24 protein-coding genes are annotated in these 26,547 nt (G+C 70.3%); 18 read left to right on the forward strand and 6 right to left on the reverse strand.

All coding sequences use genetic code 11. The features are described from left to right. Positions 1–234 precede the first annotated feature (234 nt). From ACIBH4_RS14035 to ACIBH4_RS14080, 10 genes are all read left to right on the forward strand, one after another. Entirely contained in the window at positions 235–1,311 is a 1,077-nt protein-coding gene (locus ACIBH4_RS14035) for a LacI family DNA-binding transcriptional regulator (protein WP_362763703.1), read from the forward strand. Further along, positions 1,308–2,558, forward strand: a complete 1,251-nt coding sequence (locus tag ACIBH4_RS14040; protein WP_362763705.1) for a sugar ABC transporter substrate-binding protein — start codon at positions 1,308–1,310, stop codon at positions 2,556–2,558. The genes ACIBH4_RS14035 and ACIBH4_RS14040 overlap by 4 nt, the downstream gene beginning before the upstream one ends. Positions 2,559–2,560: 2 nt before the next feature. Beyond that, positions 2,561–3,508, forward strand: coding sequence for a sugar ABC transporter permease (locus ACIBH4_RS14045; RefSeq protein WP_362512596.1), 948 nt, complete (start codon positions 2,561–2,563; stop codon positions 3,506–3,508). After that, positions 3,505–4,386, forward strand: a complete 882-nt coding sequence (locus ACIBH4_RS14050; protein ID WP_362512593.1) for a carbohydrate ABC transporter permease — start codon at positions 3,505–3,507, stop codon at positions 4,384–4,386. Before ACIBH4_RS14045 ends, ACIBH4_RS14050 begins: the two co-directional genes overlap by 4 nt. Before the next feature lie 19 nt (positions 4,387–4,405). Then, entirely contained in the window at positions 4,406–6,016 is a 1,611-nt protein-coding gene (locus ACIBH4_RS14055) for a glucoamylase family protein (RefSeq protein ID WP_362763708.1), read from the forward strand. A 114-nt stretch (positions 6,017–6,130) separates the two neighbouring features. Beyond that, positions 6,131–7,954 carry a hypothetical protein gene (locus ACIBH4_RS14060; protein ID WP_362763711.1) on the forward strand — a complete coding sequence of 608 codons (1,824 nt, stop codon included), beginning with the start codon at positions 6,131–6,133 and terminating at the stop codon, positions 7,952–7,954. Between the two features lie 193 nt (positions 7,955–8,147). Further along, on the forward strand, positions 8,148–8,783 hold the full coding sequence (locus tag ACIBH4_RS14065) for an RNA polymerase sigma factor (RefSeq protein WP_362512584.1): 636 nt from the start codon (positions 8,148–8,150) through the stop codon (positions 8,781–8,783). Then, the gene (locus ACIBH4_RS14070) at positions 8,776–9,960 is read left to right on the forward strand and encodes a CU044_5270 family protein (RefSeq protein ID WP_362512580.1); all 1,185 of its coding nucleotides are present in this window, start codon (positions 8,776–8,778) and stop codon (positions 9,958–9,960) included. Before ACIBH4_RS14065 ends, ACIBH4_RS14070 begins: the two co-directional genes overlap by 8 nt. 50 nt (positions 9,961–10,010) lie before the next feature. After that, entirely contained in the window at positions 10,011–10,553 is a 543-nt protein-coding gene (locus ACIBH4_RS14075; RefSeq protein WP_362512577.1) for a hypothetical protein, read from the forward strand. Between the two features lie 321 nt (positions 10,554–10,874). Then, positions 10,875–12,344: a PepSY domain-containing protein gene (locus ACIBH4_RS14080; protein WP_362763713.1), complete on the forward strand. Its 1,470-nt coding sequence runs from the start codon at positions 10,875–10,877 to the stop codon at positions 12,342–12,344. A gap of 197 nt (positions 12,345–12,541) precedes the next feature. On the opposite strand, the gene ACIBH4_RS14085 is transcribed toward ACIBH4_RS14080, so the two are convergent. Then, positions 12,542–13,345 carry a helix-turn-helix transcriptional regulator gene (locus ACIBH4_RS14085; protein ID WP_362512570.1) on the reverse strand — a complete coding sequence of 268 codons (804 nt, stop codon included), beginning with the start codon at positions 13,343–13,345 and terminating at the stop codon, positions 12,542–12,544. A gap of 185 nt (positions 13,346–13,530) precedes the next feature. Here ACIBH4_RS14085 and ACIBH4_RS14090 point away from each other — a divergent pair, with 185 nt between their 5' ends. The 3 genes from ACIBH4_RS14090 to ACIBH4_RS14100 all read left to right on the forward strand — a co-directional run bounded on the left by ACIBH4_RS14090 (position 13,531) and on the right by ACIBH4_RS14100 (position 14,435). Further along, complete coding sequence (locus ACIBH4_RS14090) at positions 13,531–13,809, forward strand: type II toxin-antitoxin system Phd/YefM family antitoxin (protein WP_362512567.1); 279 nt, start codon at positions 13,531–13,533, stop codon at positions 13,807–13,809. Further along, positions 13,806–14,081, forward strand: a complete 276-nt coding sequence (locus ACIBH4_RS14095) for a type II toxin-antitoxin system RelE/ParE family toxin (protein WP_362512564.1) — start codon at positions 13,806–13,808, stop codon at positions 14,079–14,081. Before ACIBH4_RS14090 ends, ACIBH4_RS14095 begins: the two co-directional genes overlap by 4 nt. A 117-nt stretch (positions 14,082–14,198) precedes the next feature. Beyond that, on the forward strand, positions 14,199–14,435 hold the full coding sequence (locus ACIBH4_RS14100; protein ID WP_362512562.1) for a hypothetical protein: 237 nt from the start codon (positions 14,199–14,201) through the stop codon (positions 14,433–14,435). 42 nt (positions 14,436–14,477) lie between these two features. On the opposite strand, the gene secA2 is transcribed toward ACIBH4_RS14100, so the two are convergent. Together secA2 and ACIBH4_RS14110 are read right to left on the reverse strand one after the other, a co-directional pair. Beyond that, entirely contained in the window at positions 14,478–16,688 is a 2,211-nt protein-coding gene (gene secA2 / locus ACIBH4_RS14105) for an accessory Sec system translocase SecA2 (protein WP_399172112.1), read from the reverse strand. A 255-nt stretch (positions 16,689–16,943) separates the two neighbouring features. Next, positions 16,944–18,020, reverse strand: a complete 1,077-nt coding sequence (locus tag ACIBH4_RS14110) for an EamA family transporter (RefSeq protein ID WP_362763716.1) — start codon at positions 18,018–18,020, stop codon at positions 16,944–16,946. 412 nt (positions 18,021–18,432) lie between these two features. On the opposite strand from ACIBH4_RS14110, the gene ACIBH4_RS14115 reads away from it, so the two are divergent. Next, the gene (locus ACIBH4_RS14115; RefSeq protein ID WP_362512556.1) at positions 18,433–18,798 is read left to right on the forward strand and encodes a VOC family protein; all 366 of its coding nucleotides are present in this window, start codon (positions 18,433–18,435) and stop codon (positions 18,796–18,798) included. Positions 18,799–19,159: 361 nt separating this feature from the next. Further along, positions 19,160–20,017: a DMT family transporter gene (locus tag ACIBH4_RS14120; RefSeq protein ID WP_362512553.1), complete on the forward strand. Its 858-nt coding sequence runs from the start codon at positions 19,160–19,162 to the stop codon at positions 20,015–20,017. A 156-nt stretch (positions 20,018–20,173) separates the two neighbouring features. Here ACIBH4_RS14120 and ACIBH4_RS14125 read toward each other — a convergent pair whose 3' ends face one another. After that, a complete protein-coding gene (locus ACIBH4_RS14125) occupies positions 20,174–21,472 on the reverse strand; it encodes an FAD-dependent oxidoreductase (RefSeq protein ID WP_362512549.1) in 1,299 nt (432 codons plus the stop codon). 73 nt (positions 21,473–21,545) lie between these two features. Between ACIBH4_RS14125 and ACIBH4_RS14130 the strand changes: the two genes are divergently transcribed. Next, positions 21,546–22,124, forward strand: coding sequence for a TetR/AcrR family transcriptional regulator (locus tag ACIBH4_RS14130; RefSeq protein ID WP_362512547.1), 579 nt, complete (start codon positions 21,546–21,548; stop codon positions 22,122–22,124). A 173-nt stretch (positions 22,125–22,297) separates the two neighbouring features. Here ACIBH4_RS14130 and ACIBH4_RS14135 read toward each other — a convergent pair whose 3' ends face one another. Together ACIBH4_RS14135 and ACIBH4_RS14140 are read right to left on the reverse strand one after the other, a co-directional pair. After that, positions 22,298–22,885: a GNAT family protein gene (locus ACIBH4_RS14135; RefSeq protein WP_362512545.1), complete on the reverse strand. Its 588-nt coding sequence runs from the start codon at positions 22,883–22,885 to the stop codon at positions 22,298–22,300. Positions 22,886–22,929: 44 nt separating this feature from the next. Continuing rightward, entirely contained in the window at positions 22,930–23,121 is a 192-nt protein-coding gene (locus ACIBH4_RS14140) for a YdeI/OmpD-associated family protein (RefSeq protein WP_362763719.1), read from the reverse strand. 464 nt (positions 23,122–23,585) lie between these two features. Here ACIBH4_RS14140 and ACIBH4_RS14145 point away from each other — a divergent pair, with 464 nt between their 5' ends. After that, the gene (locus ACIBH4_RS14145; protein WP_399172116.1) at positions 23,586–24,971 is read left to right on the forward strand and encodes a sensor histidine kinase; all 1,386 of its coding nucleotides are present in this window, start codon (positions 23,586–23,588) and stop codon (positions 24,969–24,971) included. Positions 24,972–25,163: 192 nt separating this feature from the next. Then, positions 25,164–26,366 (forward strand): acyl-CoA dehydrogenase family protein, encoded by a 1,203-nt coding sequence (locus ACIBH4_RS14150; RefSeq protein ID WP_362763724.1) that lies wholly within the window; start codon positions 25,164–25,166, stop codon positions 26,364–26,366. Positions 26,367–26,547 lie beyond the last annotated feature (181 nt).

The following is a 26,547-nucleotide window of genomic DNA, read 5'->3' on the forward strand; positions in this document are numbered from 1 at the left end:
CCCGTGCTGTCACGCCCTCGGGACAGGTCGCGGGGTCGTCGGCCGGTTCGACGACGGTGTCACGGTGCTCACGACGGTCGATGTGGCACCGTGCTTGTTTGGTAACGGTGATGTAACAGACCTTTACCGGTGATTACGTTCGGTGGTTGACTCCGAGCATCCACTGTAAGCGCTTCCACCTTCAGTCGTCATTGAGTGTAAGCGCTTCCACTCGGCAGGGAGATCGGACGACAGGTGGCAAACAGCGACGAAGGTCAGGGTGCGACCATCTATGAGGTCGCGCAGCGGGCGGGCGTCTCCATCGCCACCGTCTCCCGGGCTCTGCGCAACACCGGACCCGTCTCGGCCGGGACGCGCGAGAAGGTGCTGAGGGCGGTCGAGGAGCTCAGCTTCACCCCGAGCCGCCTCGGTGTCTCCCTCGCCCAGGGCCGCCACGCGGCCAACGGGATCGTCTTCCCCGACCTGTCGGGCCCCTACTTCGCCGAGGTCCTCCTCGGCTACGAGGAGGTGGCCTCCGAGCTCGGCCGTTCCGTGCTCATCCTGTCCACGCGCGGGCGGGCCGCCGTACAGGACCTGGTCAGGGACCTGGTCGGCAGGGTGGACGGCATGGTGATCTTCGGCAGGACCGTCGAGGACGCCGTGGTGGACGAGATCGTCAGGAGCAGGACGCCGCTGGTCCTGCTCGCACGCGATCCCGTCGAGCGGGCCGACGCGGTCTGCAGCGAGAACACCGCCTCGGCCGAGGCGCTCACCGCCCACCTGCTCGGCCACGGTTACTCCACCTTCGCGATGGCCGGGGACGACGACGGGGGCGACGTCACCCAGCGCTGGACCGGGGTGAGACGGGTCCTGTCCGACCACGGGATCCGGCCCCCCGAGCCGTTGCCCTGCGAGTTCACCGTGGAGGGCGGGTACGAGGCGGGGCGGACCCTGCTCGCGGGAAAAGCGGGAAAAGCGGGGAGGGCAGGGAAAGCAGGAGGAGCGGGAAGAGCCGGTGGAGCGGGCCGGCCGCAGGCGGTGATCTGCGCCGACGACCAGGTGGCCCTCGGCGTCATCCTGGCGGCCGAGGAACTCGGCCTCGACGTGCCGGGCGACGTGGCGGTCACCGGCTGGGACGACATCATGGCCGCCCGCCACGCCAGGCCCGCCCTCACCACGGTGCGCCAGCCCATGCGCCTGCTCGGCGCCAGTGCCGCCCGCGCGCTGGACGAGCTCATCAGGGGCACCCGTACCGTCCCGAAGTCCGAGATTCTCCCCACCCAGCTGATCGTCCGATCCAGCTGCGGTCCTCACCCCCTGGAGGAAAAGTGAAGAAGTACGCCGTCGGGATCCTCGCGCTGGGACTGGTACTCGCCGGGTGCGGCCGGAGCGGCGAGGGGGCCGCGGAACAGGCGAGGGAGGTCGACACCGGCAAGGCCACCGGGGAGGTCACGGTCTGGGCGATCGGGGCGGAGGGGGAGGCGCTGGGCGCCTTCGCCAAGGACTTCGAGACGGCGAACCCCGGCATCACGATCAAGGTGACCCCGCTCGGCTGGGACGTCGCCCACGACAAGATCACCGCGGCCATCGCGGGGAACGCCACCCCCGACATCACCATGCTGGGCAGCACCTGGATGGGTGAGATGGCGAAGACCGGCGCCCTCGACCCCACCCCGGCCGACCTGATCGACAAGTCGGCGTTCTTCCCCGGCGCGTGGGGCACGGTCGAGGTGGAGGGGACCGCGTACGGCGTGCCCTGGTACGTCGAGACCCGCGCGCTGTACTACCGCAAGGACCTCGCTTCGAGGGCGTCGGTGAAGCCGCCCGTCACCTGGGAGGAGACCACCGCCTTCGTGAAGGCGCTCAAGGAGAAGGGCGGCGCCTCGCTCGGCGTGGAGCAGAACTTCCGGCAGGGCTCCTGGCAGGAGGTGCTGCCGCTGGTGTGGCAGGCGGGCGGCGAGATCGTCTCCGACGGGAAGTGGACGCTGGACACGCCCGAGATGGTCAAGGCGCTCAAGCAGTACGGCTCGTTCTTCGAGAGCGGGCTCTCCAGCACCGACCAGCCGACCGGCGCCTTCCCGCAGACGTTCGTCAAGGGGAAGGTCGGCGCCTTCTACTCGGGGCCGTGGATGATCGCGGGCCTGGAGAAGGAGGGGGGCGACGGCTTCGGGGACAAGTTCGCCGTCGCGCCCTACCCGAAGGGCAGCGCGGGAGGTCCCAGCCTGGTCGGCGGCAGCGACATGGTGGTCTTCAAGGACGCGAAGAACCGCGACGCGGCCTGGAAGTTCCTGAGCTGGCTCGTCGACCCCGAGGTCCAGGCCACCTGGTACACCAAGGTCAACGCGCTGCCCAGCGTCGAGGCCGCCTGGCAGGACCCCGCGCTCACCGCCGACGAGCGGGTCACCGTCTTCGGCGAGCAGCTCAAGGACGCGAAGGCCGTACCGGCCGTCCCGACCTGGGAGCAGGTGGCCAAGGTGATGGAGACCGAGGTCGAGAAGATGGCCCTGGGCAAGCAGACCGCCGAGGAGACGGCCAAGCGTGTCCAGGAGCAGGCCGAGACCATCGGGACCGGGGTCTGACCATGGTGGTCAGCGAGCGGGTGGACTCGCGCGAGTCCACCGCACCGGCCCCCGCCAGGCAGTGGAGACCCCGGGGCGGATTCCGCCGCACCGGTCTGGCCTGGATCTTCGTGACGCCCTTCGTCGTGATGTTCGCGGTGTTCTGGGCGGGGCCGCTCCTCGTCGAACTCGGCATGAGCTTCACCGACATGCGCAGTACCGACGTGCGCGACCCCCTGGCGGTGAACCTCGTCGGGCTCGACAACTACCTGCGGCTCTTCGACGACGAGCTCATGCGCCAGGCGGCGCTGAACACGCTGATCTTCGTGGTGACCGCGCTCCCGCTCACCATCGCCCTGGGTCTGGGCGCGGCCGTGGCGCTGAACTCGGGGATCGCCCGGCTACCGGCCGCGTTCTTCAGGCTCGGCTACTACCTGCCCTACGTCACCAGCATCATCGGCGTCGCGGTGGCCTGGAGGTTCCTGCTCGAACCCGACGCGGGACTGGTCAACCAGGTGCTCGCGGCGGTGGGCGTGGACGGCCCCCGCTGGCTCGCCGACGAGAACCTGGCGCTTCCCGTGATCATCGTCATGACCGCCTGGCGGAGCTTCGGCTTCGACATGGTCGTCCTGCTGGCCGCACTGCAGGGCATTCCCAGGGAGCTGTACGAGGCGGCGGAGGTCGACGGGGCCGGGCGCTGGGAGCGTTTCCGCTCCATCACGCTGCCGATGCTTCGTCCGGCGCTGCTGTTCTGCACCGTCTACAGCTCGATCGGGTTCGCCCAGTTCATGGAGGAGCCGCTGGTGATGACGAGGGGAGGCCCGGCGGGGGCGACCACCTCGGCCTCGCTCGCGATCTACAACCAGTTCGGCTCGGGCAACTACGGCTACGCCGCCGCGGCGGCGAGCGTGCTGTTCACCGTGATCGTGGCGCTGGCGGTCCTGCAGTTCCGGGTCGGGAGGTCCAGATGACAACCGCTTCGGGTCGTAAGGCCCCCGCGAGAGGCCAGGCTTCCGAGAGGCCGGGGCGCGGGGCCCTGGTGAAACGCCGCTTCTCCACGTACGCGCTGCTCAGCGCCGGGCTCGTGCTCGTCGTGCTCCCGTTCGTCTGGACGCTGCTCACCTCGTTCAAGCCGGAGAGCGAGATCAGGCGGGATCCGCCGGAGTTCCTGCCGACGCAGTGGACGCTCGGCAACTACGGCGAGCTGCTGGAGAAGATGAACATCACGCAGGTGTTCTTCAACAGCGCGGTGGTGGCCCTCGCCACCGTCGCGGGCAACCTGCTGTTCTGCTCGATGGTCGGATACGCCTTCGCCAAGATGGCCTTCCGCGGCAAGAACGTGCTGTTCGCGCTGGTCCTGACGCAGATGGCGCTGCCCGCCATCGTGGTGATGATCCCGCAGTTCGTGCTCATCGCGAAGCTCGGCCTGGTGAACACCTTCCTCGGGATCATCCTGCCCGGCCTCGTCACCCCGCTGGGCATCTTCCTGATGCGCCAGTTCATCGCGGACATCCCCGACGAGCTGATCCACGCCGCGCGGGTCGACGGCGCCAAGGAGTTTCGGATCTTCTTCAGGATCGTGATGCCGCTCTGCAGGCCCGCCCTCGCCACGCTCGGCCTGATCACCTTCCTCGGCTCGTGGAACAACTTCCTCTGGCCCGCGGTGGTGGCCCAGAGCGAGGACAAATACACGCTGCCCGTCGCACTGGCGATCTTCAACGGCTACCAGGGGACCCAGTACGGGCTGCTCATCGCCGGGGCGGTGGTCGTCGTGCTGCCGGTCCTCGTCCTCTTCGTCTTCCTGCAGCGCTTCTTCACCCAGGGCATCGCCTCCACCGGACTCAAGTAATCCACGTAAGGAGCCCCCCGTGCGTCGTCGTCACGCGGCCGCCCTGGCGGCCTGTCTCGCCCTGATCGCGGCAGCCCCCTCTCCCGCCTCGGCCGCCCCTTCCCCCGCCCCCTCCGCGTCTCCCCTGGTATCCCCTGATCTCCCCTTGACAACGTCGACACCTTCGACGGCTTCGGCGGCGGGGCGGCAGCGGGAGGTGCTGCGCCGCTACGCCGCCGACACCTGGAAGTCCATGGTCGCGATGGCCGACCCGGCGACCGGGCTGCCCTCCGACAAGATCGACGGCTCGCTCGCCCCCGGCACCCGCGCCAAGGTGACCTCGCCGACCAACATCGCCACCTACCTGTGGAGTACGGTGGCCGCCCGCGAGGTCCGCCTCATCTCCAGGGACGAGGCCCGGCGCCGCGTCGCCACAGCGCTCGCCTCGACGGCGAAACTGGAGCGCCACGCCCCGACCGGACAGTTCTACAACTGGTACGACCCGCGCACACTGCAGGTCGTGCGCACCTGGCCGGAGGACGGCTCCGTCGTGCAGCCGTTCCTGTCCAGTGTCGACAACGGCTGGCTCGCGGCCGCCCTCATGATGATCCGCAGTGCCGTTCCCGAGGCCTCCAAGCAGGCGGGGGCGCTGCTGAGTGGCATGGACTTCGAGTCCTACTACGACCCGCAGGCCCGGCCGGACGCGGGCACCGGGCTGCTGCGCGGCGGGTTCTGGCCGGAGAAGCCCACCGGCTGCTCGGTCGAGAGCGACTACAACGACTCGGGGACCACGGTCCACTCCACCTGCCACCACTACGGCGCGCTCACCGAGGCGAGGATCGCGAGCTACGTCGGCATCGCCCTCGGCCAGCTCCCGCCCCAGCACTACTACGGCATGTGGCGAACCTTCCCCGACACCTGCGACTGGTCGTGGGCCGAGCAGAAGCCGGTCGGCACCTGGCGCACCTACATGGGCGTCAACGTCTTCGAGGGCACGTACGGCTACCGGGGCATGCGCCTGGTGCCCACCTGGGGCGGCAGCATGTTCGAGGAGCTGATGGTGACCCAGCTCGTACCGGAGGACGTCTGGGGCGCCAAGAGCTGGGGCCGCAACCAGCCCGTCTACATCGCCGCCCAGATCGAGCACGGCATGAACGAGGCGAAGTACGGCTACTGGGGCTTCTCCCCGTCCAACGACCCCGCCGGGGGCTACCGCGAGTACGGCGTGGACGCGATCGGCATGGACACCCCCGGCTACACCTCCGACCAGGAGCGCACCTCCGTCGACTACGGGTTCGAGGGATGCCGCGAGGGGCAGCCGGAGCCGGAGTCCTACGGCGACGGCGTGGTCACCCCGCACGCGTCGTTCCTCGCGCTGCGCCACACGCCCGGCGCGGCCCTCGACAACCTCGCCAGGCTCAAGACGAACTTCGACGCCTACGGGCCGGGCGGCTTCTACGATGCGGTCGCCGTGCGCAGCGGCAAGGTGGCCAAGCAGTACCTTGCCCTCGACCAGGGAATGATCATGATCGCGCTCGGCAACGCGCTCGCCGACGACAGCCTGCGCCGCCACTTCGCGACCCGCGACGTCACGGCGAAGCTCGCGCCCGTCCTGCGGCAGGAGGAATGGGCCGTCGTACCTCCCAAGTGACCGTCGTGCCTCCCAGGTGAATCGTGCCGCTCACGTGCGTTGCTTCTCGCGCGTGAGCCGTACGCCACCGCGCACACCCACCCCACCCACACCGACCATCGGGGAGACGTATCCATGAGCACGGCCGACGCCGCACGCCGAGACTGGCAGGCCCGCATCTACCGGGCGTCGGGGGAGGTGACCGCGGCCGGACGGGTCGAGGTCACCGCCCCCCGGGGACTGCGCGCCGACAGCGGAGGCGGGCAGGTCACGCTGGCCTGGGAACCGGTGGCCGGGGCCATCGGCTACCTCGTCCACCGCGCGCCCGCCGAGGCGGGGCCGTACACCTCGACCAAGCAGCGCGACGTCGACGTACCGGCCGTGCCGGATCCGCGCTACGTCGACACGCGCGGGGAGCCCGCCTGGTACAGAGTCGCCGCCGTCACCACGATGGAACGGACCGGCCCCTTCACCGAGGCGGTGTTCGCCGCGCCGCTCGCCGAGCCGGGCGCGACGGTCCTGCGGGTCGACGCCTCGACGAGCACGCGGCCCCTGCCCAGGCCGTGGAAGTACATGATCGGCTCCGAGCACCTGTCGTACATGCTCTCCGCCGACACCGTGGGCGGCCGCCCGATCGGCCCCGAGCTGACCGAGGCACTGTGGACGACGCGGGAGGAACTCGGCGTCGAGACCGTGCGCGCCCACGCGATCCTCTGCGACGACCTCGGCGTCTACCGGGAGGTGGACGGCAGGCCCGTGCACGACTTCACCCGGGTGGACGAGGTCTACGACACGATCACCGCGTTCGGCATGCGGCCGATCGTGGAGCTGTCGTTCATGCCGCGAGACCTCGCCTCCGACCCGTCGAAGACGGTCTTCGGCTACGAGGCGATCATCTCGCCGCCCAGGGACTACGACCGGTGGGGCGACCTGGTCCGCGACCTCACCCGCCACCTCGTCGAACGGTACGGCCTGCGCGAGGTGGTCGACAACTGGGCCTTCGAGGTGTGGAACGAGGCGAACCTGGAGGTCTTCTGGAGCGGCACGCCGCAGGAGTTCTTCCGGCTGTACGACGTGTCGGCGGCGGCGGTCAAGGACGTCCACCCCGACATCCGCGTCGGCGGTCCGTCCTCGGCGGCGAACGGCTGGGTCCAGGAGCTGATCGACCACGTGGACGCCTCGGGCGCGGCGCTCGACTTCGTCTCCACCCACACCTACGGCAACGCCCCGCTCGACTGGCGGCCCGTCCTGGAACGGCACGGCCGCGAGGGCACGCCGATCTGGTGGACGGAGTGGGGCCCCACCCCCACGCACTTCCACGGCATCGGCGACGGGCCGTTCGGGGCGACGTTCCTGCTGCACGGGATGAGGTCGGCGGCCGGGCGGGTGGACGCGCTCTCCCACTGGGTGGCCTCGGACCACTTCGAGGAGCTGGGCCGCCCACCGGCGCTCTTCCACGGCGGGTTCGGCCTGCTCACGGTCGGCAACCTGCGCAAGCCCCGCTACCTCGCGCTCACCCTCGCCGACCGCCTCGGCGAGGACGAGCTCGCCTGCTCGGCCACCGGTGACGTCGCGGGAGTCGAGGTGTGGGCGGCGCGCTCGGCCACCGGCGCCGTCGGGGTGCTGGTGTGGAACGGCACCCTCGACCAGGACAGGGCCGGCGGCGCGGCGATCCTGTCACGCGAGGTCACCCTCACGGTCGAGGGCCTGACCGAGGGGGAGTACACGGTCGGCCACCACCGGATCGACGAGCGGCACTCCAACATCCGGGCGGTATGGGCGGAGATCGGCGGGGGTGCCGACTGGCCGGCGGGCGGGCAGTGGGAACGGCTCCACGCCGCGAACGGCCTGGACGAACTGGAGCCCGCCCGTACCGTCCGCGCGGAGGACGGGACCCTGCGGCTGGAGTTCACCCTGCCGATGCCCGCCGTCTCCTACCTGGAGTTCACCCTGGCGTGATGCGGGGATGCCCGCTGTCTCCTACCTGGAGTTCACTCCGGTGTGACGGGTACGCGCGTCCGCCCTCCTCGCGCTTCGAGGGCGGGGGACCGGTCGCCCTCACTTTCGGCGGGATCGCCGGGTCGCTTTCGGGAACCGCAGGCACGCGGGAGAGCAACAACGGGTGTCCTGACCGAGAGCCGAGAGGCCGGATATGAGCGAAACGAGCCGGACCCGGACGGGGGCGGGCGGCACCTTTCCCGCCGACGAGGTGGAGGTCGACGACGCCTCTCTCATCGGGCGGTCCCTGCGGGAGCCGGAGGTGTTCGCCGCGGTCTTCCACCGGCACGCGCCCGACATCAAGCGCTACGTCATCCGGCGGCTGGGAGCCGACGCGGCCGAGGACGTCGTGGCGGACACCTTCCTGGCGGCGTTCCGGGGGAGGGAGGGCTACGACCTCTCGCAGCCCGGTGCGCGCCCGTGGCTGTACGGCATCGCGACCAACCTGATCAGACGGCACAAGCGTGTCGAGGTGCGGCGGCTGCGCGTTCTCGAACGGACCGGCGTCGATCCGGTGACCGTTCCGTTCACCGAGCGCAGCGACGAGCGGCTGAGCGCCGACGCCGTGCGGCGCAGGCTGGCGGCCGCCCTGGCGCGGCTGCCCGCGGGCCACAGGGACGCGCTGTTGCTGGTGACCTGGGGCGGCCTCACCTACCCGGAGGCCGCCCGGGCGATGGGCGTCCCGGTGGGCACGATCCGGTCCCGGGTCAACCGGGCGAGAGGCAAGGTGCGCGAGGAACTCGGCGGGATCGACCCCACGTCCGTCAGCGAGGAGACCGTCCATGGATGAGATGACCCAGGTGAACCGGTTGCGCTCCGAGGTGCCCCGGCCGGGTCCGGCGGAGTTGCGCGCCGAGGAGTCGCGGCTGCTGTCGGAGATCGCGGCCCTCGGCGCGGCGCCGACGGCGCCGACGACACGGACGACACCGCCCGCACCGCCCGCCCGCCGGGTACGCCGCCCGGCGAGCCTCACCAGGAACCTCGGACTGAGTCTCAGGACGAGTCTCGCGGTGGGGGCCGGGGCCGCGGTGGTGGTGGGACTCGGGTTCGTCGGCGCCGGCTCGTTCCTCCAGGCGGGGTCGCTCCTCCAGCGGGAGAAGACCGTCCAGATGTCGCCCGTGGCGATGTCGGCGGTTCTCCAGCGGGCCGCCGACGCGACGAGCCTGCGGGACGAGCTGCACCCGAGGCCGGGGCAGTTCCTCGCCTACGAGTTGCAGGTCATGTTCCCGGTCAAGCTCAAGGAGGGCGGGAAGGACGTCCGCTACCTCGACCGCAGCCGGTTCAAGGTGTGGCTGCCCGTCGAGGGTTCCCCCCTGGACGGCGGGGTCATGACGAGCGAGCACCTGGAGCCGAGACCGTTCCCCGGGGAGCCGCTGCCTGCCGAGGCCGAACGGCGGAAGGGAGGCGTCGGGGCGCCGTCGAAGCTCACCGGTTACGACATCCGTCCCGACCACCAGCGCACCGACTACGTCTCGCTGAGCCGGTTGCCCACCGATCCCGAGGGGATGCGCGAACACCTCTACCGGGGACTAGGAAGCGATCTCCTCGCCGACTACAGGGCGTGGGGGAGCGTCGGCTCGATGATCACTCAGGCGTACCTGCCGTCCGCCCAGCGAGCCGCGCTGTTTCGGGCGGCGGGGACGATCCCCGGCGTCGAGACCGTCGACGAGGCCGAGGACGCCGCCGGACGCAGGGGGGTCGCGGTGGCAATGGTCAACAGGCTCGGCGGGGTGCGGCACGAGTACATCTTCGACCCCGTCACCTACCTGTACCTGGGTGAGCGCGTCGTCGTGGTGGACGAGAGCGTGGCGGGAGCGCCCGAGGGCACCCTGCTGAGCTCGACGGCGCAGCTGAAGGTAGAGGTGGCCGACCGCGCGCCCGAGGTGGCCGCACCCGCTCGACGCCTGAATAGCGCAGATCGCCCAATCGCGACACGCAGTCCGGGAGGTATTAATCCACACTTTTAATCATGGAACAAGGGGGTGGCGAATCCGCCATTCTCTGCCACCATTGCCCCATGCACGCCTTCCGTCTTGTTCGCGCCGCGGTGTTCGCGGTCGTGTGCGTGACGGCGTCGCTGGTCATGCACGTGCTGGCCGGAGGCAGCCCGGTGGGGCCGGGTGTGCTGGTCTGGGCGGTGCTGCCGACCGCGGTGGGCGCGTTCGTGCTCGCCCGGCGGCGGCGTGGTTTCGGCATGTTGCTGGGGGCGAGCTTCGCCGCCCAGTACGGCATGCACCTGTGGTTCACCTCCGGCGCGCTGCCACCGTCGACCGGGCATGAGCACGGCGCCGGTGGCCTGTCCACCGGCCTGTTCATGGTGCTGGTGCACGCCGTGATGGCGTTGCTGTCGGCCCACTGGCTGGAGCGGGGGGAGCGCGGTCTGACCACGCTTCTCTTCCTGCTCTTCGCCTCGCTGCTCACCCTGCTGCGGTGGCACGCGCCCGTCGCCCGCCGCGTCACCCTCTCCGCCGTGCCCGACGACCGGGTCTCACCGGTCGCCCGGCTGCTTGCCGCCGCCGTCTCGCGCCGCGGGCCGCCCGCTCCCTCGCACGCCGTCTGACATCGGGCCGTCGCGCCCGGACGCCGTCGTGCCCTGCCGGGCCCGCGCCTCCGAGCGCCGCACCTTCCCCGACCGTGGATCGTCGCGCCGTCGCGCCCTTCCCGGCCGGTGAGCCCGAGCGCCGCCCCGTCGGCGCCTGACGGCACCCGCAGGTTCCTGTCTCCCCCATGCCATACGGGCCCGCGAGCCCGGCTCCCACCATGCCCTCCCGCTGGTGAGAGCCGGAATTCCGCCTGCCCCGCGCTACGCCGAACTGAACCTCACACCGCGGTGACGCGTACCTGACGGTGCGCGCGTTCCCTGCGAACGGAGAGCCTCCCCATGACATCCGATGTCGACATCCCGCCCGCGGCCGACCCGGCCGAACCGGCCGGTCCGTCCCCGGCCCCCGCCCCCGGGGTGCCCTCCACCTGGGCGACGCTGCGCTCGCTCCTGCTCCGCCTGCACTTCTACGCCGGAATCCTCGTCGCCCCCTTCCTGCTGGTGGCGGCGACGACCGGCCTGCTGTACGCCGCCTCCTTCCAGTTGGAGAACATCGTCCACTCCAAGGAGCTGACGACCTCCGTACCGGCCGGGCAGCAGCGGCTGCCCCTCACCCAGCAGGTCACCGCCGCCACCGCGGCGCATCCCGAGGGAACCCTCGCGCTCGTACGGACCCACGACGAGCCGGACGCGACGACCCAGGTGCTGCTCGACGTGCCCGGCCTTCCGGAGAGCACCCGTCTCGCGGTCTTCGTCGACCCGTACAACGGCGAGGTCCGCGGGGCGCTGGAGAGCTACGGCAGCTCGGGCGCGCTACCCGTGCGAACCTGGATCTCCCAGCTCCACCGTCACCTGCACCTGGGCGAGCCGGGACGCGTATACAGCGAGATGGCCGCCAGCTGGCTGTGGCTGGTCGGGCTCGGCGGCCTTGTGCTGTGGCTCACCCGCCGTCGCCGCGCCGGACAGCGGCTGCGCCGCGTCGTCGCTCCCGAGCGCGGCGCCCGCGGCCTGCGCAAGACCCTCTCCTGGCACGGCTCGGTCGGCACGTGGGCGCTGGTCGGCCTGCTCGCCCTCTCGGCGACCGGTCTGACCTGGTCGAAGTACGCGGGAGCCAATATCGACGTGCTGCAGACCTCGATCGGCTGGTCCACCCCGTCGCTGCCCGTCTCCGGTGGTCACGGCGACCACGGTGGACACGCCGCGGGGCAGGAGGCGGCCGCCGCGCCGGCCGCCGACGCCGACCAGGTCGTTCAGGCGGCGGCGGGCAAGGGCCTGTCGGGACCCCTGGAGGTCGTCTGGCCGGCCGAGTCCGGCAAGCCGTACGTCGTCAAGGAGGCGGACCGCCTCTGGCCGCAGCGCAACGACCAGGTGGCGGTCGACGCCGCCACCGGCCAGGTGAGCGCCGAGCTGCGCTTCGCCGACTTCCCCATCGGGGCCAAGCTGACCCGCTGGGGCATCGACGTGCACATGGGGGTGCTGTTCGGCCTGGTCAACCAGATCGTCCTCGCCGTGCTCGCGATCTCGCTGATCTCGGTCATCGTATGGGGCTACCGCATGTGGTGGCTGCGCCGCCCGACCCGCGGTTTCGGCACCCCCTACGGACGCGGCGGCCTGCGGCGGCTGCCCCTCGCCGTCGCCCTGCCCCTGGCGGCCGTGGCGATCGCGGTGGGCGTGTTCCTCCCGCTGCTCGGCATCTCGCTGCTCGCGTTCCTCGTGATCGACGTCGTCCTGGGCAGGATCGCGGCGTCGCGTGCGGGGAAGGCCGAAGTCGGCGAGTCCGACGTGTCCTCAGCCGGAATCCCCGGCTGAGGACACGTCGAAGACCTTCCAGGACCCGGACCGGCCGAGACCGGATGACATCGGCCGGCGGGGGTGTGGCGTGGGGCGCACGCCACCCCGGCGTGGTGCCCGCGTCCCCCCCCCCCCGCCCCCCGGCCCCCCCCCCCGGGCCCCCCCGGGCGGGGGGGGGGGGGGGGGGGGGCCCCCCCCCCCCCCCCCGCCCCCGGTCAGTCGGGGTGGTGCTGGTGCTGCAGGTAGGCGGCGGTCTCGGGGTTGGCGGGGAAGTAAGCCTCGATGGCGAGTTCGGCGACGGTGATGTCGAGCGGAGTGCCGAACGTGGCCATGGTGCTGAAGAAGGCGAGCTCCCGGTAGCCGCGGCGCAGCCGCAGGGGGATCACGATGTCACCGGGGCCGGGGCGGTCTATCTCCGGCTCCGGTTGGTCGCAGGGATAGTCGTCGAGCTCCTTCCAGAGCGCCGCGAGGTCGGGGTCGGCGGTGAGGCTCATCTGGCGGCGGAGCCGGTGCAGGAGGTGGGCACGCCACTCGCCCAGGTTGATGATCCGCTGAGCCATGCCCTTGGGATGCAGGCTCAGCCGCATCACGTTGACCGGGGGGACGAGGAGCTCCGGCGCGACCCCGCGCAGCAGCAGCCCGGTCGCGGCGTTGCGGTCGATGAGGTTCCAGTGCTGGTCGACGACGACCGCCGGGTACGGTTCGTGCCCGCTCAGCACCTGCCCCAGTGCCTCCCGTACGGACGCCATGTGCGGTGAGTTGAGCGGCGTCTCCGAGTAGAGCGGCGCGAAGCCACCGGAGAGCAGCAGGTGGTTGCGCTCGCGAAGGGGGAGTTCCAGCTCCTCCGCGAGGCGCAGGATCATGTCCCTGCTCGGTTTGGACCTTCCGGTCTCCACGAAGCTCAGATGCCGGGTGGAGATGTCCGCCTGGATCGAGAGGTCCAGCTGACTCATACGCCGGCGCTCCCGCCACTGGCGCAGGAGCTCACCTACCGGCCGGGACGCGCTGGTGGTGGTCATGCACGTCACGATAACCGGGAGAGTGCGGTGAAACCATTACCGCGCGCGTAACGCACATCATGATGTCCAGGACCTGAAGCCGAGGCTAATTTTTCCTGGAGGAACCGAGTCTCGCGGGGGAACCGGACCGTTGGAGGAACCGGATCGCCGACCATCGCGACCCCGGAATGGCTAGAATTATGTACATGACTGTTCTTCCGCTCGCGGACGCGAGAAACCGGCTCTCCGGCATCGTCGAGTCCGCAGTCAGAACCCATGAGCGATTCGAGATCACCCGTAACGGTCTGCCCGCCGCCGTGCTGCTCGCCGCCGACGACTACGAGACGATGCGCGAGATGATCGAGATTCTCGCCTCGACGGAGACGGTGGAGGCCATCCGCGAAGGGCTCGCCGACCTGGAGGCGGGACGCGTCTCCTCCCCCGAGGAGGTGGAGGCCGAACTCCGCCGGACCGGTCGTCTGTGAGCGGGCGGTACGAACTCAGCCTCACCCGCCGCGCGAGGCAGGATCTCGCCGAGCGGCTACCGGCGAAGATCGTCCCAGCGGTCTGGGAGTTCATCACCGGCCCGCTTCTGGACAACCCACGCAGGGTCGGCAAACCTCTCGACGAGCCCCTCGCCCCGCAGTGGTCGGCGCGCAGGGGCGACTACCGGGTGCTCTATCTGATCGACGACGGCACGATCGTGGTCCAAGTGATCACCATCCAGCACCGATCGGACGCCTACCGATCCCGCTGAGAGGTGACTTTGGCTGGTGGTCGCCCGGTCCCGGGTGCCCCTGCGGCATATGGACCTCGACCTGCTCACGGCTTTTGCGCATGACTTGGAAGACGTGTTCGGAAAGGGATGGTTGGAGTGATCGGTGCACCCCTGCGGCTCACGACGAAGGCCGTGCGTAAGACCGATTACTGGATCGCACTCCCGGTGGACGCCCCCATCGAGGGAGGGGTTTCCGGTGACACCCTCGTGGAACTGTACGAAGAAGTGGAAGCGGCCAAGCACTTCATCCTCGATGTCCCTCCGGAGGCCGAGATCGTCGTGACATACCTGTACGAGGTGGCCGGTGTTCCGCCCACGGTGCTCGACGCCTGAAGGGCGGCCCTCACCGGTGTGAAGGCCGCCCCCGAAGAGGCCTCAGCGGTGGCGGACCTTGGTGGTGAGGCGGTTGAGGATGCGGTCCCACTCGGTGCCGAAGGGGTTGTCCTGGACGAGGTAGGTCCAGGTGGCGGTGGGACGCTTGAGGCCCGCGCCCTCGAGGTCGAGGCCGTCCGCGGTCACCGTCGCGGCCTCGAAGGTCTCGACCGAGCGTGACTCGACCTCGGCCAGCAGGCGCTGGTAGGCGGGGATGGCGTCCTTGTGGAACTCGTCGATCGGGTTGAGCCGCCCGAGGACCCGCAGGTGGATGCCCTCTCGCAGCTCTCCCAGATAGGCCAGGTGGTCGGCCCAGCCGCGGTCGAGGTGGAAGAGCACGATCTGGCGGGCCGCCTCGTGCAGCACGTCCTCCTCGACGCTCTCCCGAAGCTCCGCCCACCGCTCGGGCGCCGCGGCGGCGAGGGCCTCACCGGCCACCCGCTCGCGCAGGACCCGGTCGCGGCGCTCCAGCAGCTGGCCGCGCTGGCGCTCAAGCAGGCGGGTGTAGCGCCAGGTGTTGCGGTGGATCTCCATGTTGACGCCCTCGGCGACCCGCTGGGCGTGGCCCACCAGGGAGTGCTCGGGCACGCCCTTGGCGTACTCGTCGGCGACGTAGTGGGCGATCAGCTCGTCCTCGCCGCTGACGTAGAAGACCGAGCCGCCGGGGTCGCCCTGGCGGCCCGCGCGCCCGCGGAGCTGGTCGTCCAGTCGGCTGCTGGTGTGGCGGCCCGAGCCGATGACGTACAGGCCGCCGAGCTCGTCGACGCCCTCGCCAAGGCGGATGTCGGTGCCGCGCCCGGCCATCTGGGTGGAGACGGTGAGCGCGCCGCGCTCCCCGGCGCGGGAGATGATGGCCGCCTCCTCGGCGTCGTTCTTGGCGTTGAGGACCACGCACTCCAGCCCGCGCCCGCTCAGGGTGAGCGCGAGGCGCTCGGACTCGGCCACGTCCATGGTGCCGATCAGGATCGGCCGTCCGGTGGCGTGCACCTCGACGATCTCCTCGACCAGCGCGAGGTCCTTCTCCATCCGGTACTCGAAGAGCCGGTCGGGCTCGTCGGTCCGCACGCACGGCCGGTTGGAGGGGATCACGGCCACCTTGAGGTCGTAGAACTCCCGCAGCTGGTCGCCGACCGCGACCGCGGTGCCGGTCATGCCGCACTTCTCCGGGTAGCGGGTGATCAGCGCCTGGACGGTGATCGAGTCGAGGATCTCACCGGTCTCCGACGGCGAGAGCGCCTCTTTGGCCTCCACCGCCGCCTGCAGCCCGTCGGGCCAGCGCTGCAGCAGCGCGACCCGGCCCCGCGAGGGGTTGATCAGATGCACCTTGCCGTCGCGGACGATGTAGTCGACGTCCTTGGTCAGCAGGGCGTGCGCGTGCAGGGCGAGGTTCACCTCGGTCAGCGTGGCCGGGGTGTCGTAGAGGTCGAGGTCGAGCGCCTGCTCGACGGTGTCGATGCCCTTGCTCGTGAGGTGGACGTTGCGCGCCTGGTCGTCGAGCTCGTAGTGGTATCCCTTGACCAGCTGCCTGACCAGCACGGCCATCTCCGGAACCGCGTCGCCGGGGTCGGCGGCCCCGGCGAGCACCAGCGGCACCCGGGCCTCGTCGACGAGCACGGAGTCGGCCTCGTCGATCACCGCCACGGCCGGCGGGGGCACGATCAGGTCGTCCACGGAGGTGCTCAGCCGGTCGCGCAGCACGTCGAAGCCGATCTCGCTCACCGAGCCGTACGTCACATCCGCCGCGTAGGCCGCCCGGCGCTCGGCGGGCGTGGAGCTCTGCCCGATCCAGCCGCTGGAGACGCCGAGCGCCTCGTACAGCGGGCCCATCCACTCGGCGTCACGCTGGGCCAGGTAGTCGTTGACCGAGATGACGTGGACGCGCTTGCCCTGCAGGGCGTATCCGGCGGCGGCCATCGCGCCGGACAGGGTCTTGCCCTCGCCGGTCGCCATCTCCGCGACGTTTCCCGACAGCATCGCCAGCATGCCGACCAGCTGCACGTCGTAGGGGCGCAGGTCGAGCGTGCGGCGCGCGGCCTCCCGCACGATCGCGCAGAACTCGGGGAGGTCGTCGACCGAAGGCGCGGGCAGCTCGTCGAGCGCGCGGATCCGCTCCTCGCGGGTCCCGGCCTCGGCGACGACCCGCTCGAACTTCGAGAGGTCGATGGTGCCGGGGCGTTCCAGGAAACGCCGGAAGAGCTGGGTAATCGAGGCCACGTTCCCTCCAACGCCCGGTTCCGGGCTCGCGTTCCGTCTCTTCGCACATTGTGGTGCAAAGATCGGCCGTTCAGGATCGCGGTGCGTCCACCAAACTTTCGGGGCACCGGCGACTTGTTGCGCTTTAGCATGATAAGTCGGACGCGATTTTAGCCAATACACCCCAACAAAAGGCGGCCTTCCGGGTGACCCGGGGCGGTCAGGGGTGCCGCGAGGGTCCCGTACGGATTGCTGGTACGAGACCCTCGCGGCTCCTCACGCGGCTACACCGGCACGATCACCTCTCTCCTTCAGGGCGAGCAGGGCGACCGCGCCGAGCAGCAGGACGCTCCCGCACACCGCCGCCGGGGTGAGCCGCTCGCCGAGCAGCAGAATCCCCAGGATCGCCGCGCCCACCGGCTCCACGAGGGAGATCACGGCGGCCGTCGTGGCGCGTACCGCGACGAGACCGGTGAAGAAGAGCCCGTAGGCGAGGGCCGTCGGGACCGTACCCAGGTAGACGACGACCGCCCAGGAGGCGAGCGGGTCACCCGAGGGCAGCAGCCCCTGGCCGAGCGCGACGGGGAGCAGGCAGAGCCCGCCGACGACGAAGCCCCCCATCGCGGTGGCGTACGGCTCGTCGGGGGAGGCCCGGTTGAGCAGGGTCACGCCCGCGTACCCGGCCGCCGACAGCAGCGCCCAGCCGATACCGGCCGCGGAGAAGGTCGCCGACCCGCCGTCGAGCGTGAGCATGGCCAGGCCGGTCAGGGCGATCGCGACCGCGCCCGACCCGGTGGCGCTCAGGCGCTCACCCAGCAGCAACAACCCGCCCGAGGCCACCAGGACGGGGGTGGCGCCTATCGTCACCACGGTCGCCACGGCCAGGCCCGATTCGGCGATCGCCGCGAAGTAGGCCGTCTGGTAGACGGCCATCGCCACGCCGGTGACCAGGATCCGTCGGAGCATCGGGCCCCGCCGGGCGGGACGGGCCCGCCGAAGGACGGAGAACGGTCCGTTGGGTCGGGTTTCTTCGGCGGCCGGGTTCCATGTGGCGGGCCGGGGGGTGGTGAGTGGTTGGGGCTGTCGGGTTTCTTCGGCGGCCGGGTTCCATCCGGTGGGACGGTTTCGCCGGATGGTGGTGGGCGTTTCGGTGGTACCGGGCCTTCCGAGGCCGAACAGGAACCTGGCCAACAGGAGCACGGCCGCTCCGGCGGCGAACCGCCAGAAGGAGACGGCGACGGGGCCGAGCCCGCCCGTCTGGTGGAGCAGTGCGCCGGCCGCGCCGCCGGTGCCCCAGGCGGTCGCCGCGATGGACACGTACAGCAGGCCCCGCCGTACGGAGACATGCGTCATGGAGATCTCTCCAGATGAGGTGGTCGTCGTCAGGTCGCACGTATGCGGACGGCAAGCACCCACCGGACCGCTCGGGTCCGGTCATCAGGAGAGAAGGGCCGCCCGCTAGAGGGCGGGGGGCGGGGAAATGATCGGAAGCACGGAGCAACCCTAGCCAGCCACCCATGCGGCGGCCACTGCTTATGGGCCCGCTGTCTTTCACGACGGTCACCACCTGTGGGACAGGCGTCCTTCGCGGCGGGGACCGCTCATGGGCCGGGCGCCGGTCACGGCGGGCATCACCTGTGGGCCGGACGCTCTTCGCAGCGGTCACCGCTTGTGGATCAGGTGCCCCACGGCGGTCACCGCCACGGATGGAGATGTCCCGGCAAACGTGACAGCAGCTGACAGGTATGGGCGAGACGATCGCTCCATGACTGCCAAAGCGCAATTCATCGCCGTGACCATTGACTGCGCCGAGCCCAGGCGGCTCGCCGAGTTCTACGCGACCGTCCTCGGTTACGAGGTTCAGTATGCGGAGGACACCTACGCCGGCATCGGCGACGGCACGATGAGCATCTACTTCCAGCAGAACCTCGACCGCAAGCCGTCCACCTGGCCCGGCCCCGACAAGCAGTTCCACCTGGACGTCCGCGTCCCCGATCTGGAGGAGGCCGTCAGGGACTACCTGGAACTCGGAGCCACCCGCCCCGACTTCCAGCCGGGCGAGGGAAAGTGGGTCGTGCTCGCCGACCCCGAGGGCCACCTGTTCTGCGTCTGTCCGCCGAGCGGTCAGTGACCGCCGGCCACTCGAACCTTCGGGCCGGTGTGCTGACACCGGCCGCTCGAACCTCCGGGCCGGTGTGCTCACAGCGACCGCGTTGGCATCCCTCCCGGGGGGATCGCCGGCACGCGGACTCCAGAAGGGGAATCGCCGGCCACCCGGACTCCAGGACCCGGTGACCGTCCGGATCCCAGCCTGGTGACCGTCCAAATCCCGGGCCAGGTGACCGTCCGGGTTTCTGGCCTGGCTCGTCGGAGTGAACAGGGTCTCGTGCAAACCGGCGAATATCCCTACCCGTTCGCCGGGCGCTCTAAGCTTGCAGGATGACCCGTGAATCGCTTCTTTCTGGATGCCTTGTCCGTTATGTGGGGTGGCGATGACCTGGGTCGGGATATCCATCGCCCTGGTCGGCGCGCTGGGCTACGCCTTGGGGGCCGCGCTCCAGCAGTTCGAGGCGGTCTCCGAGGGCGCCTCGCTGAAACTGATGAGGCGGCCCCGATGGTGGATCGGCGGCATCGTCGGTTTCACCGGGGCGTCTCTGCACGCCGTCGCCCTCAGCTTCGCGCCGCTCATCACGGTGCAGCCGATCAGCGTGCTGACGCTGGTGTTCGCGGTACCGCTGGCGGCGATGCTGCACGGCAGGCGCCCGCACAGGGCGGAGCTCGTCGGTTCGGCCGCGGTGGCCGTCGGACTGCTCGGCCTGCTGTTGCTGGTCCCGGTGCACCCCGTGAAACCGCACATGACGAACCCGGAGGCGCTGGGCTTCCTCGGCTGCGTCGGGCTGGTCGTGCTCGTGACCCATCTGGTGGGGCGGAGGATGACCGGCCAGGCTCACGCGCTCGTACTGTCGGTCGCCGCGGGGGCCGTGACGGCGAGCGTCTCCACCTTCGTGCGGGTGGTGGGCGGCGGTTTCGACGGTGACCTGCGCACGCTGCTCAACTGGTTCACGGTCGCCATCCCCGTGCTGCTCGTCTGCGCGGTCGTGCTGCTGCAGAAGACCTACGAGGTGGGCTACTTCGGTATGTCCTACGCCGCCGTTCAGATCGTCGACCCGATCGTCTCCATCCTCGCGGGGGCGCTCCTGCTCGACGAGGCGGTGCCCAGCGGCTGGCTGAACGTGATTCCCGCCCTTCTCGCCGCCGCGCTGCTCGTCTGGGGGACGATCACCCTGGGGCGGCTCTCCCCTGACCGGGGGGTTCCCGCCGCGGTGCGCGAGAAGGCGGGCGTCGTCTAGCGGACATTGTCCGTACGGATTCCACCTGGCGGCTTTCTCGTGTTCGCACGGGTTTCCGCCAGATGGCTTTTCGCGTTCGCACGGCTTCCGTCGGGCGGTTCTCTCACGTTCGTACGGGTCCCGGAGGTTCTCCGGTGATTTTCTCCGGAGGAACGGTCACGCGGAGGGCGGTGTCCAGCCGAACACCTCGTCCATCGGGCCGTTCACGCTTGAGGGGGCGAGCCGCCAGCTGAGCGTCACCATCGCGTCGCGCAGCCGCACGGCCAGCGGGCCGCGCATCCGGGTCGCGCGGCAGATCGCGGCGGACCGGGCCACGATCTTGGACGTACGCTCCAGCCGCGCGGCGGTGTAACCGGCCAAGAGGTCGCCCTCACCGTTTCCGCCGGCCGCTCTGCCGCTCCCTGTGTTTCCGTCGTACGCTCCACGGCCCCTGCCCGTCGCCCTGGCGGTCCCGCCCGTCGTCGCGCGGCTCTCACCCACCGGTACGGCGCTCGCGCCGTTCGCTCCGGTGCCGCCGGTGAACCTTTCGCCGTCGCCGACCACGTGGGCCAGCACCACCGCGTCCTCGATCGCCTGGCAGGCGCCCTGACCCAGGTTGGGAGTCATGGCGTGCGCGGCGTCGCCCAGCAGGGCGACCCTGCCCCGGTGCATGGCCGGCAGGGGGGTGGCGAGGTAGCGGATGTCGTTTCTCAGGACCTTCTCCGGTGAGGCCGCGGCGAGCAGCTCGGGGATCGGGGAGTGCCAGTCGCCGAACAGCCGTCGCAGCTCGGCCAGCCGGTCTCCGCCACCGCCGCCCGCGGGGACGGCGTCGGTGGCGTAGCAGTAGGACGCGCCCCCGGCCAGCGGCATCACGCCGAAGACCCTGCCGCGCCCCCAGCTCTCGTACGCCTGGCCAGGGACGCCCTCGGCGGGGACGAGCACCTGCCAGCTGGTGACGCCCGCGTAGCGGGGGGCCGGATGGCCGGGAAACAGTGCCGACCTGATGACGGAGTGGATGCCGTCGGCCGCCACCACCAGGTCCGCCTCCACCTCCCCGTCGGGGAGGGTCACCACGCCGTTCTCCGCGTCGACCTCCGAGACCCTGGCGTTCAGCCGGACCGTACCGGGGGTGAGGCGGGAGAAGAGCATGTCGATCAGGTCCGCGCGGCGCAGCAGCACCACGGAGTCGCCACCGTTGCGCGCGGAGGCGGCCTCCACGCTCGTCTTCACCAGCCACCTGCCGTCGGAACGCCGGATGCCGCTGCTGCCCTGGACCACCGACAGCTCGCGGACCTCGTCACCCGCCCCGAACGTGTCGAGCGCCTTGAGTGCGTTGGCGGCGACGGCCAGTCCCGAGCCGACCGGCTCCAGGGACGCCGCCCGCTCGAACACCGTCACGTCCCAGCCTCGCCGCTGCAACGCCACCGCCGCCGCCAGCCCGCCAATGCCCGCTCCGATGACCGTCGCACGTGCCATGACCCTCTCCTTTACTACGAATGTAGTGAATATTACTACGCCTGTAGTTAGACTACAAATGTAGTATCGAGAGGTGAAGTCCCAGCGTGCCGAGCTCGTCGCCGATACCGCCATCGACCTGCTCGCCGATCGTGGAATGCGCGGTCTGACCCATCGAGCCGTGGACGAGGCGGCGGGACTGCCGCCGGGATCGACCTCCAACCTGGCCCGCACCCGGTCCGCGCTCCTGGAACTGACCCTCGCGCGCCTCACCCAGCTGGAGTCCACCGCGTTCGCGGGGGCCCCCGCACCCCCGGGGGCGGACATGATCGAAGCCCTCGCCGAGATGATGGCCCAGGCGCTCTGGACACAGCTGACGGTCGGCCGCCGACAGACGATCGCCCGCTACGAGCTGGCCTTCGAGGCCAACCGCAGACCGGAGCTGCGCACGATCTACGACAGGGCCGGTGAGCGCTTCCGCGACCTCGCGGTCGCGATCCTCTCCGCCGCGGGGTCGTCCGACCCGGTACGGCACGGGCGCCAGTTCGTCGCCTTCGGCGAAGGGGTGATGTTCGACGCCGTCATCGGCGCCGGAGCCGAACCGGCCCTGGACGACCTCCGGCTGGGGATCAGGGAATTCCTGCGCGGCATGCTCGGCGAGGGAGCCTCATAGGCGCGGAGCCTCGGCGAAGTCCCACAGGTCGCGGAGCCTTACCGGACTCCGTTGCCCGATTCGATGCCGATCCCCGCGACCCCGCGTCTCCGGCACCTGATGACGATGCCGGACGTCGGCCGACCGTCATCGGGCCGCGAAGTCCTGTAGATCGCGGGGCGCGAGGGCGCGGTTCAGTGGGACAGGCCGGTGAGGCGGGCGCGGTGGGCGGGCCACTCGTCGTCGAGGATGCTGAAATAGGCGGTGTCGCGCCAGGTGCCGTCGGTGCGACGGCGCTGGCGGCGCAGGACGCCCTCGGGAACGCCGCCGATGCGCATGATCGCGTTCTGTGAGCGGACGTTCAGGTTGTCGGTCTTGAGCTGGACCCGGTTCACGCCCAGCTTGTCGAAGGCGTGGTCGATCAGCAGCACCTTGCACTCGGTGTTCACCGCGGAGCGCCACACCGACCTGCCGTACCAGGTCCAGCCGATCTCGATGCTGTCGGCGTACCCGGGGGTGTCGATGTAGGTGGTCCAGCCGACCGCGCGGCCGGTCTCCCGCAGGATCACCGCGAACGGCACGTGGTCCGGCGTCCCGGCCAGCCGCGCGGCGATCTCCGCCAGTGCGGCCTCGGTGTGCGGGGTCGGGGCGGGCATCCAGCGCCACACCTCGTCGTCACCGCCACCGGCCAGGAACAGGTCGGGCACGTGGCCGCCGGTCAGCGGCTCCAGTCGTACGCTCTCGCCTTCGAGGGTGACGGGCGCGGGCATCTTCGCGGTCATGAGAACGACCCTAGAACCCGCGGCGGACCTGTCCGAAGGTCCACTCAGGGAGTGTTCCCGGGGACCACTCCGCGCTCGAACTGCCCGAGCCCGCGGCCCGCCGCGCAATCCTCGATCAACAGCGTGAGACGTCTCTCCCTCGTCTCGGGCCGTTTCGCGGTGCTCACCCAGTGCGGCGCGGTCTTGTGGTTGCCGATCAGCCGGTCCTGCACGCCGGCCGGGATGGCACCCCGCATGGCACCGCGCGGCGGGCAAAATGATGGGCTGCCCTCGTTTTGATGACACGTGGTCAGTCAAATCCGTACGAGGCGTTTCTTTTGGGAGAAGACTGGCCGCGATCATCGTCATGGCGCCGGCCACCGCCCACCCGGACGATCCCGCTCACCGCGATCCCCGCCGCTGCCTGGCCTTTCCGCTGTCCAGCCTGCGGACCTCGGGCTACGATCTGCCTGCGCCCTCCACGCCTCGCATACTGGATCCAGGCTCCGGACACTGTTCTACGGGCGTGGATGCGGCGTCGGCCGGAGACCTGCGATGTCCCCGACGACCATGGTTGGCCCGTCCACTTGCTTCTTTCACCATGACATGGGCATTCCGCGCGTTCCAGCTGACATTTACGTGGTTTTGGTCGTGAGTCTCCCCAGGAGCGGTAAGGAGTCGTCACAGGGGGTGTGCGTCTGGCCGTGAGGAGAGGATCAAGGTGAGCACGTGGCATCGGTGCTCCATCAGGACCCGCTTGACCGTGATGGCCGGCGCCGTCATGGCGCTGCTCTGCACTATTGTCGCGGTGTTCGCCCTACTGGAGGTACGGGAAGCCTCTGTCAACGATCAGACACAACGGCTCGCCAACCACGCTGTGGAGATGGCCAGGCAGATACGCCACGGCGGCATATCTCCCCACCCGTCGACGAAAAGGCGCAATGAGGCGATTCAAGTGTTCGACCCGGCCGGCACGCTGGTCACCGCCACCCTGGGCTTCGAGGCGCGTGAGCCGCCGATAAGCAACCTTCGCCCCGATGTCGACTCTTATGTGATTGCGCAGTTGTGTGACCTGCATGCGTTCCCCGGCCAATGCAAGATCGTGATCTCCTACCCCCTGCACAGGGCCGACGGTGTCTGGCTGCTCAACATGGCCGTCGACGATGTCCCCTGGCACGGGGGCCCTCGGCTACTGATCTCGATCGCCGCCGGCTGGCTTTTGCTGGTCGGGGCGACCACGGCGGGCACCTACCGGACCGTGAGCAAGACCCTGGAGCCGGTGGGCGCGATCAGCGGCAAGCTCGCCCAGATCACCGCGAGTGATCTCGGCCACCGGGTGCCGGTACCGAAGTACCAAGACGAGCTGCGAGACCTCGCCCAGACCGCGAACAAGACCCTGGACCGGGCCCAGTCGGCGGTCGAACAGCAGCTACGGTTCGCCTCGGACGCCTCCCACGATCTGCGCAGCCCGCTGGCCGCCATGCGCGTGCAGATCGAAGAGGCGCTCATGTACCCGCAGGAGACCGACTGGCCGCGAACGGCGAACGCGCTGCTGAAGAGTGTGGAACGGCTTCAGGACTTGGTCACCGACCTGTTGCAGATCGCCCGGCTGGACGCGGGCATCAGCGGCCGGCGCGATCCCGTCGACCTGACCGGCCTGGTGGCGGCCGAGCTGGACCGGCGGCCACGCCGGGTCGCGGTGATCCGCCACCTCACCCCCGGCGTGATGATCAACGGAGAGCGGATCGGCCTGGCCCGGTTGCTGAACAACCTGCTGGACAACGCCGAACGCCACGCCGACTCCGCCATCACGGTAACTCTGGCGTTGGAGGCGGGCACGGCGGCGCTGGAGGTGTGCGACGACGGCGAGGGCATCGCCCCCGACCAGCGGGAGATCATCTTCCGGCGGTTCGCCCGCCTGGAGGCCTCCCGCAGACGGGACATCGGCGGCACGGGGCTCGGCTTGTCGATCGCCCGGCAGATCGCCGAAACCCACGGCGGCACCCTCACCATCGAAGACAGCCCCCGTGGCGCACGGTTCGTGCTGCGTCTGCCCGGCTATGCCGCACCCCCCGCAGATCACGCTCACCTGCCGATGGAGACGTGACCGGGGTTGAGAAACCGGCGGGCGGAGCCGGTCACCGCCTGGTGGGGGCAGACCGTCGCCCTTTTCCGGCGTACTGGGTCTGCTCCTCCTCGGAGGTGGCGAAGAAGACGGGGTTCATGGGTTCAGGGTGGGGGTGTGTCGACAGGCATACCGTCCGGTCGGTACTCTCGCGGGAGACTGTGAGGAGGGCCCATGGATTTCGCGTTCGACGCCAAGACCGAGGAGCTGCGGGGACGGCTGCTCGGTTTCATGGACGAGTGTGTGTATCCGGCGGAGGAGGCATTCGAGGTCCAGGCCGCCGAGAGCGGGTGGGCCAGCCCGCCGCTGATGGAGGATCTCAAGGAGGAGGCGCGCAGGCGGGGCCTGTGGAACCTCTTCCTGCCGGGTGAGCACGGCGCGGGCCTGACCAATCTGCAGTACGCGCCGCTGGCCGAGATCATGGGCCGCTCGCCGAAGATCGCTCCCACCGCGACCAACTGCGCCGCCCCCGACACCGGCAACATGGAGGTCCTCTCCATGTTCGGCAACGAGTGGCAGCGCAAGGAGTGGCTGGAGCCGCTGCTGCGCGGGGAGATCCGGTCGGCGTTCGCGATGACCGAGCCCGACACCGCGTCCTCCGACGCCACCAACATCGCGCTGTCGATCGTGAGGGACGGCTCCGAGTACGTCGTCAACGGCCGCAAGTGGTTCGCCTCCGGCGCGATGAACCCCAAGTGCGCGATCTTCATCGTGATGGGCAAGACCGACCCCGAGGCGTCCTCGCACCGGCAGCAGTCGATGATCCTGATGCCGCGCGACACGCCCGGCATGCACATCAAGCGCGGGATGCACGTCTTCGGCTACTCCGACTCCGATCACGGCGGACACGCCGAGATCGTGTTCGAGGACGCCAGGGTGCCGGTCGACAACCTGATCGGCGAGGAGGGCGGCGGCTTCGCGATCGCCCAGGCACGCCTCGGACCCGGCCGCATCCACCACTGCATGCGGCTCATCGGGATGGCCGAGCGTGCCGTCGAGATGATGTGCCTCCGAACCCTGTCGCGGAGCACGTTCGGCAAGCCGATCGCCCAGCAGGGCGTCGTCCAGGACTGGATCGCCGAGTCACGGGTGAGGATCGAGCAGCTCCGCCTCCTCGTGCTGAAGACCGCCTGGCTGATGGACACCGTAGGCAACCGGGGCGCCCACGCGGAGATCCAGGCCATCAAGATCGCCACACCGCGCGATGTGGAGTGGATCCTGGACAAGGCCGTCCAGGCCCACGGCGCCGGAGGCGTGAGCCAGGACTTCCCGCTGGCCGCTCTCTGGGCCGGAGCGCGCTCGCTGAGGCTGGCCGACGGGCCGGACGAGGTCCACAAGCGCTCCCTCGCCTACCGGGAGCTCAAGAAGCACATGTAACCGGCGTCGCCCGTCGGCCGTCCCGCACGTCAGGGAGCGGTGGGTGGTGTCTCCGAGCTGGGGAGAGCACGAACCGACGTGGGTCGGCGGGCGGTGCGAGGCGTTCCAAGGCCGGGCGTGGGGTGCGCGAACCGACGCGAGTCGGCGAAGATTGACGCGGGTCGACGGAGATCGACGAAGG

Source organism: Streptosporangium sp. NPDC050284, assembly GCF_044459525.1.
In the GTDB taxonomy this organism is placed as follows: Bacteria; Actinomycetota; Actinomycetes; order Streptosporangiales; family Streptosporangiaceae; genus Streptosporangium.

What these genes read in the sequence shown, in the direction of transcription:
- ACIBH4_RS14045 (WP_362512596.1), top strand. Translation starts at nt 2,561, where the DNA reads ATGGTGGTCAGCGAGCGGGTGGACTCGCGCGAGTCCACCGCACCGGCC.
- ACIBH4_RS14050 (WP_362512593.1), top strand. Translation starts at nt 3,505, where the DNA reads ATGACAACCGCTTCGGGTCGTAAGGCCCCCGCGAGAGGCCAGGCTTCC.
- ACIBH4_RS14060 (WP_362763711.1), top strand. Translation starts at nt 6,131, where the DNA reads ATGAGCACGGCCGACGCCGCACGCCGAGACTGGCAGGCCCGCATCTAC.
- ACIBH4_RS14065 (WP_362512584.1), top strand. Translation starts at nt 8,148, where the DNA reads ATGAGCGAAACGAGCCGGACCCGGACGGGGGCGGGCGGCACCTTTCCC.
- ACIBH4_RS14070 (WP_362512580.1), top strand. Translation starts at nt 8,776, where the DNA reads ATGGATGAGATGACCCAGGTGAACCGGTTGCGCTCCGAGGTGCCCCGG.
- ACIBH4_RS14075 (WP_362512577.1), top strand. Translation starts at nt 10,011, where the DNA reads ATGCACGCCTTCCGTCTTGTTCGCGCCGCGGTGTTCGCGGTCGTGTGC.
- ACIBH4_RS14080 (WP_362763713.1), top strand. Translation starts at nt 10,875, where the DNA reads ATGACATCCGATGTCGACATCCCGCCCGCGGCCGACCCGGCCGAACCG.
- ACIBH4_RS14085 (WP_362512570.1), bottom strand. Translation starts at nt 13,345, where the DNA reads ATGACCACCACCAGCGCGTCCCGGCCGGTAGGTGAGCTCCTGCGCCAG.
- ACIBH4_RS14090 (WP_362512567.1), top strand. Translation starts at nt 13,531, where the DNA reads ATGACTGTTCTTCCGCTCGCGGACGCGAGAAACCGGCTCTCCGGCATC.
- ACIBH4_RS14110 (WP_362763716.1), bottom strand. Translation starts at nt 18,020, where the DNA reads ATGACGCATGTCTCCGTACGGCGGGGCCTGCTGTACGTGTCCATCGCG.
- ACIBH4_RS14115 (WP_362512556.1), top strand. Translation starts at nt 18,433, where the DNA reads ATGACTGCCAAAGCGCAATTCATCGCCGTGACCATTGACTGCGCCGAG.
- ACIBH4_RS14120 (WP_362512553.1), top strand. Translation starts at nt 19,160, where the DNA reads ATGACCTGGGTCGGGATATCCATCGCCCTGGTCGGCGCGCTGGGCTAC.
- ACIBH4_RS14125 (WP_362512549.1), bottom strand. Translation starts at nt 21,472, where the DNA reads ATGGCACGTGCGACGGTCATCGGAGCGGGCATTGGCGGGCTGGCGGCG.
- ACIBH4_RS14135 (WP_362512545.1), bottom strand. Translation starts at nt 22,885, where the DNA reads ATGACCGCGAAGATGCCCGCGCCCGTCACCCTCGAAGGCGAGAGCGTA.
- ACIBH4_RS14140 (WP_362763719.1), bottom strand. Translation starts at nt 23,121, where the DNA reads ATGCGGGGTGCCATCCCGGCCGGCGTGCAGGACCGGCTGATCGGCAAC.
- ACIBH4_RS14150 (WP_362763724.1), top strand. Translation starts at nt 25,164, where the DNA reads ATGGATTTCGCGTTCGACGCCAAGACCGAGGAGCTGCGGGGACGGCTG.